The sequence below is a fragment of the Rhodococcus sp. AC861 genome (assembly GCF_979256035.1).
This window is the reverse complement of the sequence record NZ_CEEDMW010000005.1, coordinates 137,294-155,579: the sequence shown is the minus strand read 5'-3', so window position 1 is coordinate 155,579 and position 18,286 is coordinate 137,294. Positions and strand designations below refer to the sequence as shown.

The following is an 18,286-nucleotide window of genomic DNA, read 5'->3' as shown; positions in this document are numbered from 1 at the left end:
GTCAGCCGAGCGCGACAGTCTCGGACCCGCGATGCTCGAACACCCGCGTGCCGACGACGGAGATCGCGACCGGACCGGTGTAGTCGGCTCGGTCCACCGCGAGAGTGCGTGATGCGACACCGGTGGCGGGATCGACCACGGCGAGCCCGCCCGGCACCGGGACGAGAAGCTGCCCGGCCATGACGGCGCCGGCACCGAGGGTGCCCGCGATGCTCCATCGCTGAGTCAGGTCCGTCTGGGTGAACCCGACGGTCGAATCGCCGGTCCACCACGAGATCACCGAGCCGGTGCGGACGACGTCCGACGAGACGGTGGCGTCCGACGGTGTGGTGACCGGGACGGAGACCGCCTGCGCGGACGTGAAGTTGGCCGATCCGTCGAACAGGGCGACGCGTGCGACCTCCGCACCGGACGCCGGCAGATACACGGCCAGACGGTCACCCACCACCGCGAGGACGCGGGCGGTCGAGGCGTCGTCGGGGACGTCGGCGAGAATCGTGGACCCGTACACGTCGGGGACGGTGCTGTCCTTCGGCGCAGGATTCATCGACGTCAGACGCAGCCCCTTCTCACCGGGGCACCGTTCGAGGACGGCCATCCGGGTGCTCGCGGACGCGCTGGAGACCAGCGTGCACCCGACGCGCGGCTGGTCGCGAGGATTGACGGGAGCGTCGACCCGCCCGTACTCGAGGGTGCGCACCAGATCCGACCGCCACACCTCGAGCCGAGTGGAGCCCAGCTCGGTCACGTAGGTGCCGTCGAAGGACAGCCGCACGGGATCGTCGGCGTCGTTGGTGCGCTGGTCCTCGCGGGCCCCGGTCGACCCGTCGAGTTCGGTCACCTGGCCGCACCCGCGGTCGTCCCGGAACACCGACACCGCGGCGTCCCAGGCGCTGACGACCGAGCACAGCTCGACGTCACGCGTGTAGGCCCACGACTGCGTGCCCGTCGCAGGGTCCAGTCCGCGCACGGAGTGGTCGTCGGTGACGACGACGGCGCCACCCGCGGTGACGGGCGCACCCGGGCCTGCGTCGGACGACCGCCAGAGTTCGGACAGCGAGTCCGGGACCGACAGCGCCGACGCCGGTGGGGCGAGCGGGCTGTCGGCCACATCGGACGTGGTTCCCCGTGCATCGCTGCGAGCCCAGATCACCGTGGCGACGAGCACCACGACGACCAGGATGACCGCAGCGGCGATCACGTCGGCGCGGGAACGCCGTTCAGGAGCGAGCACGTGGGGCGGAGATTCAGTCGGTGGCCGACGCGGACGACGACGCCTGTGCCGACGAGCCTGCATCCGACGCGTGCGCGGCGGAGCCTGCAGACGAGCGGCGACGGCGGCGGCGACGAGGCCGGTCCGACGGGGCGGATCCGTCCGAGGCGTCGGGACCGGTCTTCGGCGCTGCCGACGTGCTGTCCGACGTTGCCGACGCCGAGGTGGAGGCGTCCGCGGTGCCGCCGCGGGTGCGACGACGCGAACGGTCACGGCGAGACGACGAGGTCGACCCGGAACCGTCCGAGGTGCCACCGGACTCGACGCTCGTCGACGCACCGTTGTCGGACGACGTGGCGGGGGACTTCTTCGGCTTCGCGATGCTGCCCGTGGTGCCGCGGGGGATGCTCAGCTCCGAGTACAGGTGATCCGAACTCGAGTACGTCTCGACCGGATCGGGCATGTCGAGGCCGAGGGCCTTGTCGATCAGCTGCCAGCGAGGAATGTCGTCCCAGTCGACCAGCGTGACGGCGATACCCGTGCGACCGGCGCGGCCCGTACGACCGATGCGGTGGACGTAGGTCTTCTCGTCCTCCGGGCACTGGTAGTTGATGACGTGTGTGACGTCGTCGATGTCGATGCCGCGCGCCGCGACGTCGGTGGCGACGAGGACGTCGATCTTGCCGTTGCGGAACGAGTTCAGCGACTTCTCACGCGCCACCTGTCCCAGGTCACCGTGAACGGCTCCCACCGCGAAACCACGCTCGGCGAGATCGTCGGCGACCTTCTGGGCGGTGCGCTTGGTCCGGGTGAAGATCATCGTCGCGCCGCGGCCGTCGGCCTGCAGGACACGGGCGACCATCTCGGCCTTGTCCAGCGCATGCGCACGGTAGACGTGCTGAGCGGTGCGCTCGTGGATCGCGGAGGACTCTGCTTCCTCGGCCCGGATGTGGGTGGGCTGCGTCAGGAAGGTGCGAGCCAGGGTGATGATCGGGCCCGGCATCGTCGCGGAGAACAGCATCGTCTGACGCTTGTCCGGCACCATGCTCATCAGACGCTCGATGTCCGGCAGGAAGCCCAGGTCGAGCATCTCGTCGGCTTCGTCGAGGACGAGGACGCCGACCTTGCCGAGGACGAGGTGGCCCTGCTTGGCCAGGTCGAGCAGGCGGCCGGGCGTGCCGACGACGACGTCGACGCCGGACTGCAGCGTGGCGATCTGTGCTTCGTACGGACGTCCGCCGTAGATCGACATGACCTTCACGCGACCGTTGGCCGAGTGCAGATGCTTGGAGGCGTTCTCGAGGTCGGAGGTGACCTGCACGCAGAGTTCGCGGGTGGGGACGATGACCAGCGCGCGCGGCGTGCCGTCGAGGGTCGTGGTGCCCGAACCGTCGGCCGGACCCGTCGCCAGGCGGTGCAGCAGCGGCACGCCGAAGCCGAAGGTCTTGCCCATACCGGTGCGCGCCTGACCGATGAGGTCGTCGCCGGCCAGGGCCAGGGGAAGAGTCAGCTCCTGGATGGCGAAGGTGCGCTCGATGCCGATGTCGTTCAGACCCCGCACGATCTCGGGGTGGACGCCCAGCTCGGCGAAGGTCGGGGGAGTGTGGGTCGTGTCCAGGATCGCCGACACGGTGGTCTCTGCCACGGCGTCGTCTTCATGGTCGACAGTGATCTTGCTCAGTGTTTCGGCCTTTCTCGTATCCGTTGCCTCGCACGCACGACGAGGGCCAGGCCGATCGACGGCCGATGCCCTCGAATTCGCCGTCAGGCTGCCGCCTGCGTCGGCCGGCGATGCGGCGACACGATCGGCGGCAGACACGAATCAGGTGCGCGCACAATGTCATGAGCACGCTGCCGCGAATCGAAGGCGGCTGTGGCGACGAACGACCGTCGCCACGAGTCGGGCCGGAATCGGCCTCGACAAGCGAGCTCTCGGGCCATTCTACCTGGTCGGGCACCGAGCGCTCGGATCGTCTCTGCGCAGGCCCGTCGCGGACGCCCGTGGATGCGTCGACGACGGTAGTCTCGGCAGTCATGTCAGTGAACTCGGATCGTCCGTCCCCCACCCCCGAGGCGGCCCCGGCGCTGTCCGGCGATCCGTCGACCACGGTGCCCCCCGATCACCCCGGAATCGTGAGTCTTCTCGGCGTCCTCGCCTACGGTGAGATCTCCGCCTTCTACCGTCTCGTCGACGACGCCCGGATGGCGCCGACACTGGGTGACCGCATCGCGATGGCGAGCATGGCGGCCGCGGAGATGAACCACTTCGAGGTGCTCGAGGCCGCGCTGCGCGAGCGGGGACGCGACGTCCTCTCCGTCACCGAACCGTTCTCCGCCGCGCTCGACGCCTATCACGCGTCGACTCTGCCCTCGACGTGGATGGAGGTCCTGGTCAAGACCTACGTCGCCGACGGTCTGGCAGCGGATTTCTATCGCGAGATCGCGCACAGCCTGCCGGCCGACGTCGCCTCGACGGTTCGTGACGTGCTCGCCGAGACGGGCCACTCCGAATTCGTCGTCACCGAGGTGTTGGCGCGGGTGGCCGCTAGCTCGGCCGACAAGGATCGGTTGATGTTGTGGGGCAGAAGGCTTCTGGGGGAGGCCATCACGCAGGCCCAGTTCGTGCTGGCGCAGCGCGAGGAACTGACCGAGCTGGTCATGACGGCGTCCGGCGACTTCAACGGCATCGTCGCGCTCTTCGATCGGATGCAGATCCGTCACTCCGAGAGGATGGCCACGCTCGGACTCGTCTGACGCGTGCCTGTTCGCTGTGGGCGTGTGTGCCGCGGCCTCCCCGGCCGCCGGTGCTGCACTAGCCTGGAACGGACAGCAGGTTCGTGACAACGTTTTCGGAGGTCGACCGTGGAGGTCAAGATCGGAATTTCGGACAGCCCACGGGAACTGGTGGTCAACAGCGCGCAGACTCCCGAGGAAGTCGAGTCGCTCGTGTCCGCAGCGTTCGGCGGTGAGGGTGTTCTGTCCCTGGTGGACGAGAAGGGACGCAAGTTCCTGGTTCCGGCCGGGAAGCTCGCGTACGTCGAGATCGGCCCGTCCGACAGTCGTCGCGTCGGATTCGCGTCGTCCGGTCGCGCCTGACGCCACTCGTTCACGCACGGACGGCCCCGCACTCGCGAGTGCGGGGCCGTCGGCGTATCCGGCTACGGGTTACTGGGACTGCAGGGGGACGTGCGACAAGCCGCCCCAGGCGAGGGTCACGGTGGTGTCCACCGCTTCCTCCTTGGTGATGGGGCGGTCGGCTTCGAGCCAGTAGCGCGCGGTGAACTGGCTGGTGCCCACCAGGCCGACGGCAAGGATGCGGGCCCGGTGCGGGTCCAGGCCCGAGTCGTGGCTGACCAGGTCGAAGACGGCGTCGACGCAGGCTTCCGTCGCCTGGTCGACGCGGCTCTGCACCTGCGGGTCACCCATCAGGTCGGACTCGAAGACGAGCCGGAATCCTTGGCTGTCGTTGTCGACGAAGTCGTAGAACGCCAGGACGGCCGCTCGCACACGCTTGTGGTTGTCCGTCGTCGATCGCAGGGCCTGGCGCAGGCCGGAGATGAGGCTGTCGACGTAGTTCTGGAGAACCGCGACGTACAGATCCAGTTTTCCGGGGAAGTGCTGGTACAGAACGGGTTTGCTCACCCCGGCGCACTCGGCGATCTCGTCCATACCGGCGGAATGGTACCCGCGGGCGACGAAGATCTCGCTCGCCGCGGCGAGCAGCTGGGCGCGACGGGCATCACGGGGGAGCCGAGCACTGCGTCGACCACCGTTCGTCGGCGGCGTGCCGCTCGTGGATCTACTGCCCCCCGAAGTGCCACCTGTCGAGTTGCCCACGGAGGAGCTGCGGTCGGTGACGTCAGTCATGTGGTTCTTCTGTCCCATCCGCCGCTGTACCGGTGGACGAGGATCACTCAGGCATCGGAATTAACGCGGCATGTCGTACTGCAGATCGTGACGACGATACCCCGGCGCGCCGAGCCAGGGCCGCAGACGCGTGTGAGAACCTGGATCCGTGAACGACCGACGGCAGCCGCAGCGAGAGTCCGAGGCGCGTGACGACCGCGCCCGACGGTCGCATCAGCCGTTGCGGGCGCAGTGGGATCCCACCGCTGTGGACCCGTCCCGGCAGCGCCCCGCGCGGCCGGAGCGCAGTGCGCGCAAGCGCAGTCGCCTCGGCCGCTTCACCGCCACGTACGGATGGCGCGCGTACGCGATTCCCGTCCTGGCGGTGGTCACGATCCTGGTCGTCGTCGATGCGATCCGCGATCCCGGCACCGCGATCTCCACCGATTCCGCTCCCGGGTTCCCCGCTCTGAGCAACACCTCGGACGGCACCGGCGTGATCGGCGTACCGCCCGCCGCGGACGGCAACTTCGCCGAGACCGTGCCGTCCGGCCAGCTCCCGGACGGTGGCCAGTTCGCGGTGCAGGGAGCGGGGACGTGGCGTGTGGTGCCGGGAACCACCGATCAGGTGGGTCAGGGCACGGAGCGGACGTTCACGTACTCCGTGGAGATCGAGGACGGCGTCGACACGACAGGCTTCGGCGGGGACGAGTCGTTCGGGCGCCTGGTCGATCAGACCCTGGGCAACCCCAAGAGCTGGACCAACGACCAGCGGTTCGCGTTCCGACGCGTCGACACCGGTGATCCCGATTTCCGCGTGTCCCTGACCTCGCAGCTGACCATCCGCGACGCGTGCGGGTACGACATCCAGCTCGAGGTGTCCTGCTACAACCCCGGCATCGGACGCGTGGTGCTCAACGAGCCGCGCTGGGTGCGCGGCGCGGTGGCGTTCCAGGGCGACATCGGGTCCTACCGGCAGTACCAGATCAACCACGAGGTCGGCCACGCCATCGGCTACCAGGCCCACCAACCGTGCGAGACGGACGGCGGTCTGGCGCCGATCATGATGCAGCAGACGTTCGGAACGGCGAACGACGACATCGCCGTGCTCGACCCCGAAGGTGTGGTTCCGATGGACGGCAAGACCTGTCGCTTCAACCCGTGGCCCTATCCGAGGGCGTGACCGTGCCGTCACGTCCCCGCGAGCTCGCACCGCTGGTCCATCCGGGACCGGAGCTCTCCCGTGAGCAGGTGGCCCGCTACAGCCGTCACCTCCTGCTCCCCGACGTGGGTGTCCTCGGACAGCGCCGCCTGAGGAACGCTCGGATCCTCGTGGTCGGCGCCGGCGGGCTCGGCTCCCCGGTCCTGCTCTACCTCGCGTCCGCGGGTGTCGGCACGCTGGGGATCGTCGAATTCGACGAGGTGGATGCGTCCAACCTGCAGCGCCAGATCATCCACGGCGAAGCGGACATCGGGCGGTCCAAGGCCCAGAGCGCCCGCGAGTCCATCGCCGCGGTGGATTCGACGATCGAGGTGCGGATGCATCAGGTCAGACTCGAACCGCGCAACGCGGTCAACATCTTCCGGCAGTACGACCTCGTGGTCGACGGCACCGACAATTTCGCGACGCGGTACCTGGTGAACGATGCCGCCGCCGTGGCCGGCGTGCCGTACGTGTGGGGGTCGATCTACCGCTTCGACGGGCAGATCTCCGTCTTCTGGGACGCCGCTCCCGGCGGGAGGGGGGTGGACTACCGGGACCTGTATCCGGATCCCCCCGAGCCGGGGACGGTGCCGTCGTGTTCGGAAGCGGGTGTGCTGGGAGTCCTGTGCGGCGTGGTCGGATCGATCATGGCGACGGAGGCCGTCAAACTGGTCACGGGCATGGGGGACACGCTGCTCGGCCGTCTCCTGATCTACGACGCCCGCACGATGACCTTCCGCACCGTGACGCTGCGGCGTGATCCGTCCCGCGTGCCCGTCACCGCGGTGGAGTCCGACTACGAAGTCTCCTGCGGCGTGATCAGCCCCGCCCCGGCGGTGGTCTCCGTCGACGGCGATCTCGATCCTGTGCAGGTCCGTGCGCTGCTCGACGGCTCCGGCCCCGTCTCCTTGATCGATGTCCGTGACCCTGTCGAGTGGGACATCGTCCATCTCGACGGCGCGTCGCTGATCCCGCTCGCCGACATCCTGCGCGGCGATGCGATGACGTCGCTCCCACAGGATCGACCGGTCGTCCTCTACTGCAAGACCGGCATACGGTCCGCGGAGGCATTGGTCGCACTGCGCGCGGCAGGCATGACCGATGTGCACCATCTGCGCGGTGGCATCGAGGCATGGACACGCGACGTGGATCCGTCGCTCCCGACGTACTGAACGCTCGGACGCGCCGAACACCGGGCGGACACGCTCGGCGGGGAGAGAAACCGACGCGCCGACGGCGGTACGGTGGCCGTCATGACTTCGGCGGAACCTCCCCAGCACGTCATCGGAACGTTCGGCCTGCGCGATGTGTCGCCGGTGGCACTCGGTGCGGACTGGGACGGAGGATGGCGCCTCGGTGACGTGGTGCTCTCGCCGGTGGCCGATCACGCCCGCGGTGCGTGGTCGGCGAAGGTCCGCGAAACCCTTGCGGTGGAAGGTGTTCGGCTGGCGCACCCGGTCCGCTCGACCGACGGCAGGTACGTCGTGTCGGGGTGGCGCGCGGACACCTACATCGAGGGGGTGCCCGAACCACGCCACGACGAGGTGGTGTCCCTGGCGACCCGGTTGCACGTCGCGACGTCCCAGCTCGAGAAGCCTCGGTTCCTGACCCAGACTCCGGTTGCGCCCTGGACGGACGTCGACGTGTTCGCCGCCGCCGACCGCGCGGCGTGGGAGACGGTCCCGTTCCGCTCGGCGCGCGCCGGAGGAGCGATCGAACCGACCTCGCCCGACGGACTCCGCAGTATCGAGATCATCGGCCAGTTGGCGACGCTGCGTCGACCCGTCGAGTCCCCGGACCAGCTCGTGCACGGTGATCTGTTCGGCACGGTCCTCTTCGACGGCGTCCAGGCGCCGGGGATCACCGACATCACCCCGTACTGGCGTCCCGCGTCCTGGGCTGCCGCGGTCGTCGTCGTCGACGCATTGTCGTGGGGCGGCGCGGACGACGGACTGATCGGCCGGTGGGACGACATGCCGGAATGGCCTCAGATGTTGTTGCGCGCCGTCATGTTCCGGCTTGCCGTGCACGCTCTGCACCCACGATCCACCGCGGAGGCGTTCCCGGGCCTGGCGCGGACGGCGGACCTGATCCGACTCATCCTGTAGCGGCGGGGCGGCTCCGATCAGTCGGCGCCGTCGGCGGCCAGCACCGTGAAGAAGCATCGCGCGGCGGTGGCCGCTGCATCGGCGTCGCCGGCCACGACCGCGTGGACCAGTGCCGCGTGCTCGTCGTGGAAGGCGCGATCGGAGCCGGCGCTGTGGTCGACGATGGTCTCCTCGATGCTCGGCAACAGGAAGTCGTAGACCTCGAGGTAGATGCTGTTGTGGCTCGCGGCGACGATGGCGCGGTGAAGTGCGACGTCGAGATGCAGTGCCTGCGTACGGTCGACGTCCCACAACTGCGTGCGGCGGGCCAGCGTGTCCTGGAGAATTCGGACGTCGTCGTCCGTGCGCCGCTCGGCCGCCAGCGTCGCGGCGGTGGTGTCCAGAGCCCGGCGCAGTTCGAACACGTCGCGTCGCCGCGCCGAGGAGAAGTACTTCCCCATGGCGGACGGGACGTCGGAGGATGCGGTGACGTAGGTTCCGGAGCCCTGTCGCCTCTCCAGCATCCCGGCGTGAACCAAGGCCTGGACGGCCTCGCGGACAGTGTTGCGCCCGGTTCCGGTGAGTTCGGTGAGTTCGGGTTCGGTGGGAATCCTGGCGCCGACGGGCCAGTTCCCGGACTCGATCTCGCCGCGGAGCTGGTCGGTGACCTGGCCGATCAGGCTCTGTCGTCGAACAGGTTGCACGTCGGTTCTTCCTGTGGGGGACGGTCGTGACCGGTCCCATGGTAGAGCCTTTGCCACGGGTAGTCGGATCATCCTATGATTTCCCGCATGACAACTGCCGCGCCGACCACCGCCGTGTCCCGGACGCGGTCCACCCTGCAGGGGCGGCTCCTGGTGTTCGCCGCGATCATCCTGTCCGCGTTCACCCTCCGCGCCGCGGTCACGTCCGTCTCGCCGCTGTTCCCGCGCATCGGCGACGATCTCGGCTTCGGTGCCGGCGCGATCGGCGTCCTGGGCATGCTGCCGACCCTGATGTTCGCCGTCTTCGGCGTGGCGACCCCTGTCGTCACCTCGCGCCTGGGGCTCGAGCGGACTGCGCTCGCCGCGGCGGCCCTGACAGCGATCGGCATCTTCGCGCGCTCCTTCGCGCCGGGGTACGGGTCGCTCCTTCTGCTCTCCGCGGTCGCCCTCGCCGGCATGGGTGTCGGCAATGTGGTGATTCCTCCGCTGGTCAAGCGATACTTCTCGGATCGCCTGGCCATGATGAGCACGGTCTACATCTGCCTCCTGCAGTTGGGCACGATCGTTCCGACCCTCACCGCCGTTCCGGTGGCCGATGCTCTGGGGTGGCGCTGGTCGCTCGCGATGTGGGGTCTGGCGGCCGTGGCGGCGGTCGTACCGTGGACGGCGGTCGTGCTGACGCGGCGAACGAGCACCGTGCGTGCGGCAGCGGCAGCTCCGACCGAGACGTCGGCAAGCCCGGAGCCGGCCACACCCGAACCTGCGCTGCCCGTGGCGTCATCGATCCCCGTCTGGAAGACATCGCTGGGCTGGGGGATGGCGGGAATGTTCGCCATGACCTCGATGGTCACGTACTCGATGCTGACCTGGCTGCCGTCGCTGCTCGTCGAGGCGGGAATCGGGGAGGGTGCCGCAGGTGCGTCGCTCGGCGTCTTCGCGGCCGTCGGGCTGACGGGGTCGCTGATCGCACCGTCGCTGACGAGCAGGATGATCGATCCGTACCCCATCGTCATCGGGTGCGCGGTGCTCTACATCGCCGGTTTCGCCGGCCTGCTGTGGTCGCCGTCGAGCGGAACGGTGCTGTGGGTCATCCTGCTCGGCGCAGGACCCATCACCTTCCCGATGTCGCTGACCCTCATCAATCTGAGGACACGTACGGCTGCCGGATCCGCGTCGTTGTCGGGCTTCACGCAGGGCGCCGGCTACATCATCGCGTGCGCCGGTCCCATTCTCTTCGGTGTGCTGCACGAGCTTTCGGGCGGTTGGGAGTGGTCCTTCGCCTTCCTCAGCGGTGGTGTCGTCGTGCTCCTCGTCGCGGCCAAGGCGGCGTGCCGACCGCGCATGCTCGAGGACGTCGTCGCCGCGTGACCCCGGCCGGGTAGCTCCCGGGCCCTCACCACCGGCGAAACACTGCCGTGAGGTCAAGTTCACGCACGGGTCACGCCGTGCAGCGCCGCCGCAACATGGTTTTCCTATCTTTGGGCTTCCCCACAGATCAGGAGGCCACTCGTGACCAGCTTGTCGGACACCGGCGCTGCCGCGGCGCCCACCGGTACCGCCCCAGAGGTTCGTCGGCACCACATCTCGAACTGGGACGCCGAGGACGTCGAGGCCTGGGAGGCCGGCGGCAAGCAGATCGCCAAGCGCAATCTCCTCTGGTCCGTCGTCGCCGAGCATGTCGGCTTCTCGATCTGGTCCATCTGGTCGGTCATGGTCCTCTTCATGCCGATGGCCCAGTACGGGATCGACCCTGCGGGCAAGTTCTTCCTCGTGGCGGTCCCCACCCTGGTGGGCGCGATCCTGCGCATCCCGTACACCTTCGCCACGGCCAAGTTCGGCGGACGCAACTGGACCATCTTCAGCGCCCTGGTGCTGCTGATCCCGACGGTGCTGACCCTGTACTTCATGATGAACCCGGCGTCGTACACGACGTACCTGATCGTGGCGGCGTTCGCGGGACTGGGTGGAGGCAACTTCGCGTCGTCGATGACGAACATCAACGCGTTCTACCCGCAGCGTGAGAAGGGCTGGGCCCTCGGCCTGAACGCGGGCGGCGGCAACATCGGCGTCCCTGTCATCCAGCTGATCGGCCTGCTCGTCATCGCCACGGTCGGCAACACCGCACCCGAGATCGTCTGCGCCGTCTACCTCGTCTTCATCGCCCTGGCCGCGGTGGGTGCCGCGCTGTACATGGACAACCTCGACAACCAGAAGACCAACGGGCGCTCCATGATCGACGTCCTCCGCTTCTCGGACTCGTGGTGGATCGCCTTCCTCTACATCGGTACGTTCGGGTCGTTCATCGGGTACAGCTTCGCGTTCGGACAGATCCTGCAGATCAACTTCCTGGCCGGCCTCGCCGACGGGGGAGCGGTCACCCCGGCGATGCAGGCGCAGGCGTCGCTGCACGCCGCGCAGATCGCCTTCATCGGACCGTTGCTCGGATCCCTCTCGCGGCCCATCGGCGGCAAGTTCGCCGACCGTGTCGGCGGCGGGCGGATCACGATGTACACCTTCGTCGCCATGATCTTCTCCGCCGGAATCCTGGTGGCCACGTCGATGTCCGACGACTCGACGGCGGGAGCTGCGACCGGCTCGATGATGATCTTCTACGTCATCGGCTTCATCCTGCTGTTCGTCCTGTCGGGCCTGGGCAACGGATCCGTCTACAAGATGATCCCGGCGATCTTCGCGGCGAAGTCCACCGAACTGGTCGGCATGTCGAGCGACGAGCAGGCTGCCTGGTCGCGCCGTATGTCCGGCGCGCTCATCGGCATCGCCGGCGCCATCGGCGCACTCGGCGGCGTAGCCATCAACCTGGTTCTCCGCGCCTCGTACTCCGGTACGGCCAAGTCCGCGACGTCCGCCTTCTGGGTCTTCCTGATCTTCTACGTCCTCTGCGCAGCGGCCACGTGGGCCGTCTACCTCCGCAAGAGCTCGACGTCCGAGGCAGCGAGCGTGATCACCGTATGACCGTCGCTGCATCCGTTCCGTCGTCCGTCATGGGCACGACCGCTCACGCAGGAACGGCGACCCACTGCCCGTACTGCGGACTGCAGTGCGCGATGACCGTCACCGGCTCGGATGCAGCGGAGGCGGGCATCGAGGCCCGACAGTTCCCCACCAACAAGGGCGGCCTGTGCCAGAAGGGGTGGACCGCCGCCGAGGTGCTCCGTGTTCCCGGACGCCTCACCACACCGCTCGTGCGGCAGGACGGTGAGTTGGTCCCGACGACCTGGGACCGCGCCCTCGACCTGATCGCCGACACGGTGCGGCGCATCCGACGCGACCACGGCGCCGATGCCGTCGGTATCTTCGGCGCCGGGGGACTGACCAACGAGAAGTCCTACATGCTCGGCAAATTCGCCCGCGTCGCTCTCGGTACCTCGAACATCGACTACAACGGCCGGTTCTGCATGTCCTCGGCAGCGGCAGCCGGCAACAAGTCGTTCGGACTCGACCGGGGCCTTCCGTTCCCGCTCGCCGATGTCGGATCCGCGCGCGCCGTCCTGGTACTGGGTGGCAACGTCGCGGAGACGATGCCGCCGTTCGTGCAACACCTGCGGACAGCCGCCGACGCCGGTGGGCTGATCGTCGCCGACCCCCGGCGCACCGCCACCGTGGACCGGGCACTGTCGGCAGGGGGCGTGCATCTTCAGCTCGCTCCCGGAACGGATCTCGCGCTGGCGCTGGGTCTGATCCATCTCGCAGTGGTCGAAGGGTATGCCGACCGGGACTACATCGACTCTCGCACCGAAGGTTTCGACGAGTTCTGGACCGCGGCGGCCGCATGGTGGCCGGAGCGTACCGAGCGCGTCACGGGCGTGCCGGTCGGCCGACTTCGCGAGACCGTCCGGCTGCTGGCCGCCTCGCGCGACAACGGCACCGGCGCGTACATCCTCACTGCGCGAGGCGCCGAGCAGCACGCATCGGGAACGGACACCGTCTCCGCGGTCATCGGTCTCGCACTCACGCTCGGCCTGTGCGGTCGGCGCGGCACCGGGTACGGATGCATCACCGGTCAGGGCAACGGGCAGGGCGGCCGCGAGCACGGACAGAAGGCCGACCAACTTCCCGGATACCGCAAGATCTCCGATCCCGCTGCACGGCACCACATCGCGTCGGTGTGGGGAATCGACGAGTCCGAGCTCCCCGGCGCCGGGCTGAGCGCCTACGAGCTGCTCGACGCGCTCGGACGACCGGGTGGACCACGGGCGCTGATGGTCCACGGCTCGAACATCGCCGTGTCCGCGCCGCGCGCCGGCCACATCGTGGACCGACTCGCATCGCTCGAGATGCTCGTCGTCACCGACTTCGTCCTGTCCGAGACCGCGAGGATGGCCGACGTCGTTCTTCCCACGCTGCAGTGGGCGGAGGAAGAAGGCACCATGACGTCGCTCGAGGGGCGGATCCTGCGGCGTCGCAAAGCCATGGACGCGCCCGATGGAGCTCGCGGTGAACTCGACATTCTCGCCGATCTGGCCGAACGGCTGGGCCAGCCGCCCGAACGCTTCCCCCGTGACCCACGCGTCGTGTTCGACGAGTTGCGGCTGGCGTCGGAGGGCGGTCTCGCCGACTACTCCGGAGTGACCTACGACCGCCTCGACGCAGGGGAGGCCTTGCACTGGCCCGTGACGTCGATCTCGCACCGGGGCACCCCGAGGCTGTTCCTCGACCGCTTCGAGACACCCTCCGGCCGAGCACGATTCGTCTCAGTCGACCACATCGGACCGGCGGAGCCCACCGATGCCGAGTATCCCTTACTGGCCACCACCGGACGGGTGCTGACGCATTACCAATCGGGGGCGCAGACGCGCCGCGTGCCGTCCTTGTCCGACGCGGCCGGACCGATGTTCGTCCAGATCCACCCCGACACCGCGATGCGAGCGGGCCTCGCCGCGGGCGACGACGCCGACGTGGTCTCCCGACGCGGAACGGTGATCGCGCGGGTCGTCTGTGACGCGTCGATGCGTTTGGACACGGTGTTCCTGCCGTTCCACTTCGCCGACGACGCCCGTGCCAACCTCGTCACCAACCCGGCTCTGGATCCGACCAGCCGGATGCCCGAGTTCAAGGTCTGCGCCGTACGCCTCGCACCGGCCTCGACGCGGACGGGGACCCCCGCATGACCGAGATCCACCGCGTGGTCGTCGTCGGGAACGGACTTGCCGGTGCCCGACTGCAGGAGGAGATCCACCGACGTGACCCGACGGCGGAGCGGGTGCAGGTGGTGGTCTACGGCGACGAGAATCATGCTGCCTACAACCGGATCCTGCTCTCCAACGTCGTCGCCGGCCATCTGACCCCGGGGGATACCCGGATCAAACCGGAGAACTGGTGCGAGCGGAACGGTCTGGAGACGCACATCGGTGTCGCGGTCACGTCCGTGGACCCTGCGACGCGGACGCTCACCCGTTCCGACGGGGGCACCGACACGTACGACACCTTGGTGCTCGCCACCGGGTCGCGGTCGTTCCTGCCTCCGGCACCGGGAATGACGGACGAGAACGGCGCCCCCTCCGACGGCATCGTCGCCTTCCGCACACTCGCCGACTGCGACACCATCACCGCCGGTACGGGGCCGGGGTCGCGCGTCGTCGTGATCGGCGCCGGCTTGCTCGGCATCGAAGCGGCTCGCGGAGCGCTGATGCGTGGTTCCCACGTCACTATCGTCCATCCGCGCAGCTACCCGATGGAGAAGCAGATGGACGCCGGAGGCGGAGCCGTCCTGACGCGCGTGCTCCGCGAACTCGGCATGGACGTCGCACTGAATGCTCGCGCGGAATCCGTTCGGACCGCAGCCGACGGGACCCGTGAACTGGTGCTGTCGGACGGCAGCGCACTGCCCGCCGATCTCGTGGTCGTCGCCGCCGGTATCCGTCCGAACGTCGAGTTGGCCCGGACCGCAGGACTTCTCGTCGACAGAGCCGTCGTCGTCGACGACGACCTGCGCACCTCGGACCCGAATATCCGCGCCATCGGAGAATGCGCCCAGCATCGCGGCGAGGTGTACGGACTCGTTCAGCCCGCATGGGAGATGGCCGGTGTCGTCGCCGACCAGCTGTGCGGCACGGGCGCGAACACCACGTACGGCGGCACAGCTCAGATCACGCGGCTCAAAGCCCACGACGTCGACCTGGCGTCGATGGGCGAGATCGACATCGACCCGAACGACCTCGAGTCCGAGGTGCTCGTGATGAGCGACCCGACGCGAGGCCGATACGCCAAGGTCGTCGTCCGCAAGGACAGGCTGGTCGGAGCCGTGATGCTCGGCAACCCCGAGGTGGTCGGCACGCTCAGCCAGTACTTCGACGGTGGCTCGCTCGTGCCGGTCGACCGGATGACGCTCCTGCTGGGGCATCTCGTCGGCGGCCCGACCGAGAGCGCGAACCCGTCGACGATGCCGGACAGCGCGGTGATCTGTCGCTGCAACACCGTCACCAAGAAGCAGCTGGTCGGCGCCTGGCGGGGCGGCGCGCACACCCCCGAGGCGATGGCCGACAAGACCAGGGCCACCACGGGCTGCGGCAGCTGCGTCGGCGTCGTCGACGGGCTGTGCGAGTGGCTCCACCGTGCCGATCCGCCCGACACCCCAGCCCCGCAGGACATCCACCGCGACACCGTTACCGCTACCTCGAGGAGATCGTCATGACCGACCCCACCCGCACAGCAGTCGTCGTGGGACACGGCATGGTCGGCCACCGGTTCGTCGAAGCGCTGCGCGCCCGCGACAGCGCCGGCGAGTGGTCGATCACGGTGCTGTGCGAAGAAGCGCTCCCCGCGTACGACCGAGTCGGACTGTCGTCCTACGTCGGAGCCTGGGACCACAAGGAACTGGCGCTGGCGGGCAACGACTACGTCGGCGACCCTGCGGTCACCCTCCGCACGGGAGTGCGGGCCGCCGAGATCGACCGCGCGTCGAAGATCGTCACCACCGCCGACGGTGAGGCCGTCCCGTACGACGCCCTGATCATGGCCACCGGGTCCTACCCTTTCGTGCCGCCGATTCCCGGCCACGACCTGGACAGATGCTTCGTCTACCGGACCATCGAGGACCTCGATCGCATTCGCGCCTGCGCGGATGTCGCAGGCCCCGGCGCGGTCGGCGTGGTCGTCGGCGGTGGGCTCCTCGGTCTGGAAGCCGCCAACGCGCTGAAGCAGATGGGCATGACACCACACGTCGTCGAGTTCGCCCCCCGACTCATGCCGTTGCAGGTCGACGAGGGCGGCGGCGCGCTGCTGAAGCGTCTCGTGACCGAGCTCGGGGTCACGGTGCACGCCGGTGTCGGCACCTCTGCCATCGCCGACAACGGCCCCGGAATCGATGTGACGCTCGCCGACGGAACCGTCATCGACGCGTCGCTGCTGGTGTTCTCCGCCGGCGTCCGGCCGCAGGACGCGCTGGCCCGCACCAGCGGCCTGCCTGTCGGTGAACGCGGCGGCATCCTGACCGATATCGGCTGCCGCACCGAAGACCCGGACATCTACGCCATCGGCGAGTGCGCCGCCGTCGAAGGCCGGTGCTACGGACTGGTGGCCCCCGGCTACTCGACGGCCGAGGTGGTCGCCGACCGCCTCGTCGGCGGGACCGCCGAATTCCCCGGCGCCGACCTGTCGACCAAGCTCAAGCTGCTCGGTGTCGACGTCGCCAGCTTCGGCGACGCGCTCGGCGCCACCGAGGGCGCGCTCGAGGTCGTGCTGAACGATGCCGCGAAAGGCACCTACGCCAAGCTGGTGCTGTCCGACGACGCGAGGACCCTCCTCGGCGGCATCCTGATCGGCGACGCCTCCGCGTACGCCACCCTCCGCCCGCTCGTGGGCCGCGAACTGCCCGGCGATCCGGCTGCCCTGATCTCCCCGACAGGCGAGAAGCTCGGCGCCGGAGCACTTCCCGACGATGCCGAGGTGTGCTCGTGCAACGCGGTCGACAAGGGCACGATCTGCTCGGCCATCGCTGCCGGTGCCTGCGACATCGCGTCGGTGAAATCCTGCACCAACGCGGGAACCACGTGTGGCGGGTGCCTTCCGACCATCAAGCAGTTGCTGGCGGCGTCCGGTGTCGTGATGTCGAAAGCGCTGTGCGAGCACTTCTCCCAGTCGCGTAGCGAGCTGTTCGAGATCGTGGCCGCCACCGGGATCCGGACGTTCTCCGGTCTCGTCGCGGCCCACGGACGCGGGGCCGGCTGCGACATCTGCAAGCCCGTCGTCGCCTCGATCCTGGCATCCACGTCCTCCGACCACATTCTCGACGGCGAGCAGGTCGCGCTCCAGGACACCAACGATCACTTCCTCGCGAACATCCAGAAGAACGGCACCTACTCCGTCGTCCCCCGCATGCCGGGTGGCGAGTGCACACCGGAGCAACTCATCGTCATCGGTGAGGTGGCCCGCGACTTCGGGCTGTACACCAAAGTGACGGGCGGCCAGCGCATCGACATGTTCGGTGCTCGCGTCGAGCAACTCCCCGCCATCTGGAAGCGACTCGTCGATGCCGGCATGGAGTCGGGCCAGGCGTACGGGAAGTCGCTGCGCACGGTGAAGAGCTGCGTCGGCTCCACCTGGTGCCGTTACGGCGTCCAGGACTCGGTGGGCATGGCCGTCGATCTGGAGAAGCGGTACCGCGGTCTGCGGTCGCCGCACAAGATCAAGTTCGGGGTGTCGGGCTGTGCGCGCGAATGTGCGGAGGCGCGCGGCAAGGACGTCGGCATCATCGCCACCGAGAGTGGATGGAACCTCTACGTCGGCGGCAACGGCGGGCAGTCACCGAAGCATGCGCAGCTTCTCGCGTCCGGTCTCGACGACACGACGCTGGTGCAGTACATCGACCGCTACCTCATGTTCTACGTGCGCACCGCCGACCGTCTGCAGCGCACCGCGCCGTGGGTCGAGAGCCTCGACGGCGGGCTCGACCACCTGCGCGCCGTGGTGTGCGAGGACAGCCTGGGGATCGCGGCCGATCTCGAGGCGGCGATGGCTGCTCACGTCGAGGGTTACCAGGACGAATGGAAGGGCGTGCTCGAGGACGAGGTGAAGCTGGCGCGCTTCGTGTCCTTCGTCAACGCGCCCGACGAGGCGGATCCGACCGTGGCGTTCGACGAGTCCGGCCAGCGCAAGGTCCCCGTTCTGATGGGAATGCCGTCGATCCCGGTGGGGTGACAGCGCCGGACCGGCCGGAAATACGCACGTAACGGACGAGTAACACCAGACCCGTACAACTGTCCGCAGGGAGGAC

Annotated in this window: 14 protein-coding genes; 10 read left to right on the top strand and 4 right to left on the bottom strand. The window is 68.7% G+C overall.

The genetic code is table 11. The features are described from left to right. Position 1: 1 nt before the first annotated feature. Both AC0IX4_RS16970 and AC0IX4_RS16965 read right to left on the bottom strand, forming a co-directional pair. A complete protein-coding gene (locus AC0IX4_RS16970; protein WP_056069136.1) occupies positions 2-1,234 on the bottom strand; it encodes an Rv3212 family protein in 1,233 nt (410 codons plus the stop codon). A 13-nt stretch (positions 1,235-1,247) separates the two neighbouring features. Beyond that, on the bottom strand, positions 1,248-2,858 hold the full coding sequence (locus AC0IX4_RS16965) for a DEAD/DEAH box helicase (protein WP_471830041.1): 1,611 nt from the start codon (positions 2,856-2,858) through the stop codon (positions 1,248-1,250). Between the two features lie 389 nt (positions 2,859-3,247). Here AC0IX4_RS16965 and AC0IX4_RS16960 point away from each other — a divergent pair, with 389 nt between their 5' ends. Together AC0IX4_RS16960 and AC0IX4_RS16955 are read left to right on the top strand one after the other, a co-directional pair. Further along, positions 3,248-3,967: a ferritin-like fold-containing protein gene (locus AC0IX4_RS16960; protein ID WP_471830040.1), complete on the top strand. Its 720-nt coding sequence runs from the start codon at positions 3,248-3,250 to the stop codon at positions 3,965-3,967. 108 nt (positions 3,968-4,075) lie between these two features. Next, positions 4,076-4,309 (top strand): DUF3107 domain-containing protein, encoded by a 234-nt coding sequence (locus tag AC0IX4_RS16955; protein WP_042573249.1) that lies wholly within the window; start codon positions 4,076-4,078, stop codon positions 4,307-4,309. A 69-nt stretch (positions 4,310-4,378) separates the two neighbouring features. On the opposite strand, the gene AC0IX4_RS16950 is transcribed toward AC0IX4_RS16955, so the two are convergent. After that, complete coding sequence (locus AC0IX4_RS16950) at positions 4,379-5,080, bottom strand: TetR/AcrR family transcriptional regulator (protein ID WP_056072386.1); 702 nt, start codon at positions 5,078-5,080, stop codon at positions 4,379-4,381. Between the two features lie 148 nt (positions 5,081-5,228). Here AC0IX4_RS16950 and AC0IX4_RS16945 point away from each other — a divergent pair, with 148 nt between their 5' ends. The 3 genes from AC0IX4_RS16945 (at position 5,229) to AC0IX4_RS16935 (ending at position 8,371) form a co-directional block, all read left to right on the top strand. Continuing rightward, positions 5,229-6,242 (top strand): DUF3152 domain-containing protein, encoded by a 1,014-nt coding sequence (locus AC0IX4_RS16945; protein WP_042573250.1) that lies wholly within the window; start codon positions 5,229-5,231, stop codon positions 6,240-6,242. After that, positions 6,221-7,435: a molybdopterin-synthase adenylyltransferase MoeB gene (gene moeB / locus AC0IX4_RS16940; protein ID WP_471830039.1), complete on the top strand. Its 1,215-nt coding sequence runs from the start codon at positions 6,221-6,223 to the stop codon at positions 7,433-7,435. Before AC0IX4_RS16945 ends, moeB begins: the two co-directional genes overlap by 22 nt. 81 nt (positions 7,436-7,516) lie before the next feature. Next, entirely contained in the window at positions 7,517-8,371 is an 855-nt protein-coding gene (locus tag AC0IX4_RS16935; protein WP_056072380.1) for a TIGR02569 family protein, read from the top strand. 17 nt (positions 8,372-8,388) lie between these two features. On the opposite strand, the gene AC0IX4_RS16930 is transcribed toward AC0IX4_RS16935, so the two are convergent. Continuing rightward, complete coding sequence (locus AC0IX4_RS16930) at positions 8,389-9,054, bottom strand: FadR/GntR family transcriptional regulator (protein ID WP_042573251.1); 666 nt, start codon at positions 9,052-9,054, stop codon at positions 8,389-8,391. Between the two features lie 87 nt (positions 9,055-9,141). Here AC0IX4_RS16930 and AC0IX4_RS16925 point away from each other — a divergent pair, with 87 nt between their 5' ends. From AC0IX4_RS16925 to nirB, 5 genes are all read left to right on the top strand, one after another. Next, the gene (locus AC0IX4_RS16925) at positions 9,142-10,422 is read left to right on the top strand and encodes an MFS transporter (RefSeq protein WP_471830038.1); all 1,281 of its coding nucleotides are present in this window, start codon (positions 9,142-9,144) and stop codon (positions 10,420-10,422) included. 150 nt (positions 10,423-10,572) lie between these two features. Next, a complete protein-coding gene (locus AC0IX4_RS16920; RefSeq protein ID WP_042573389.1) occupies positions 10,573-12,027 on the top strand; it encodes a nitrate/nitrite transporter in 1,455 nt (484 codons plus the stop codon). Continuing rightward, positions 12,024-14,183, top strand: a complete 2,160-nt coding sequence (locus tag AC0IX4_RS16915; RefSeq protein WP_471830037.1) for a molybdopterin oxidoreductase family protein — start codon at positions 12,024-12,026, stop codon at positions 14,181-14,183. The genes AC0IX4_RS16920 and AC0IX4_RS16915 overlap by 4 nt, the downstream gene beginning before the upstream one ends. After that, positions 14,180-15,706 carry an FAD-dependent oxidoreductase gene (locus AC0IX4_RS16910; protein ID WP_471830036.1) on the top strand — a complete coding sequence of 509 codons (1,527 nt, stop codon included), beginning with the start codon at positions 14,180-14,182 and terminating at the stop codon, positions 15,704-15,706. Before AC0IX4_RS16915 ends, AC0IX4_RS16910 begins: the two co-directional genes overlap by 4 nt. After that, on the top strand, positions 15,703-18,210 hold the full coding sequence (gene nirB / locus AC0IX4_RS16905; RefSeq protein ID WP_471830035.1) for a nitrite reductase large subunit NirB: 2,508 nt from the start codon (positions 15,703-15,705) through the stop codon (positions 18,208-18,210). Before AC0IX4_RS16910 ends, nirB begins: the two co-directional genes overlap by 4 nt. Positions 18,211-18,286: the final 76 nt, after the last annotated feature.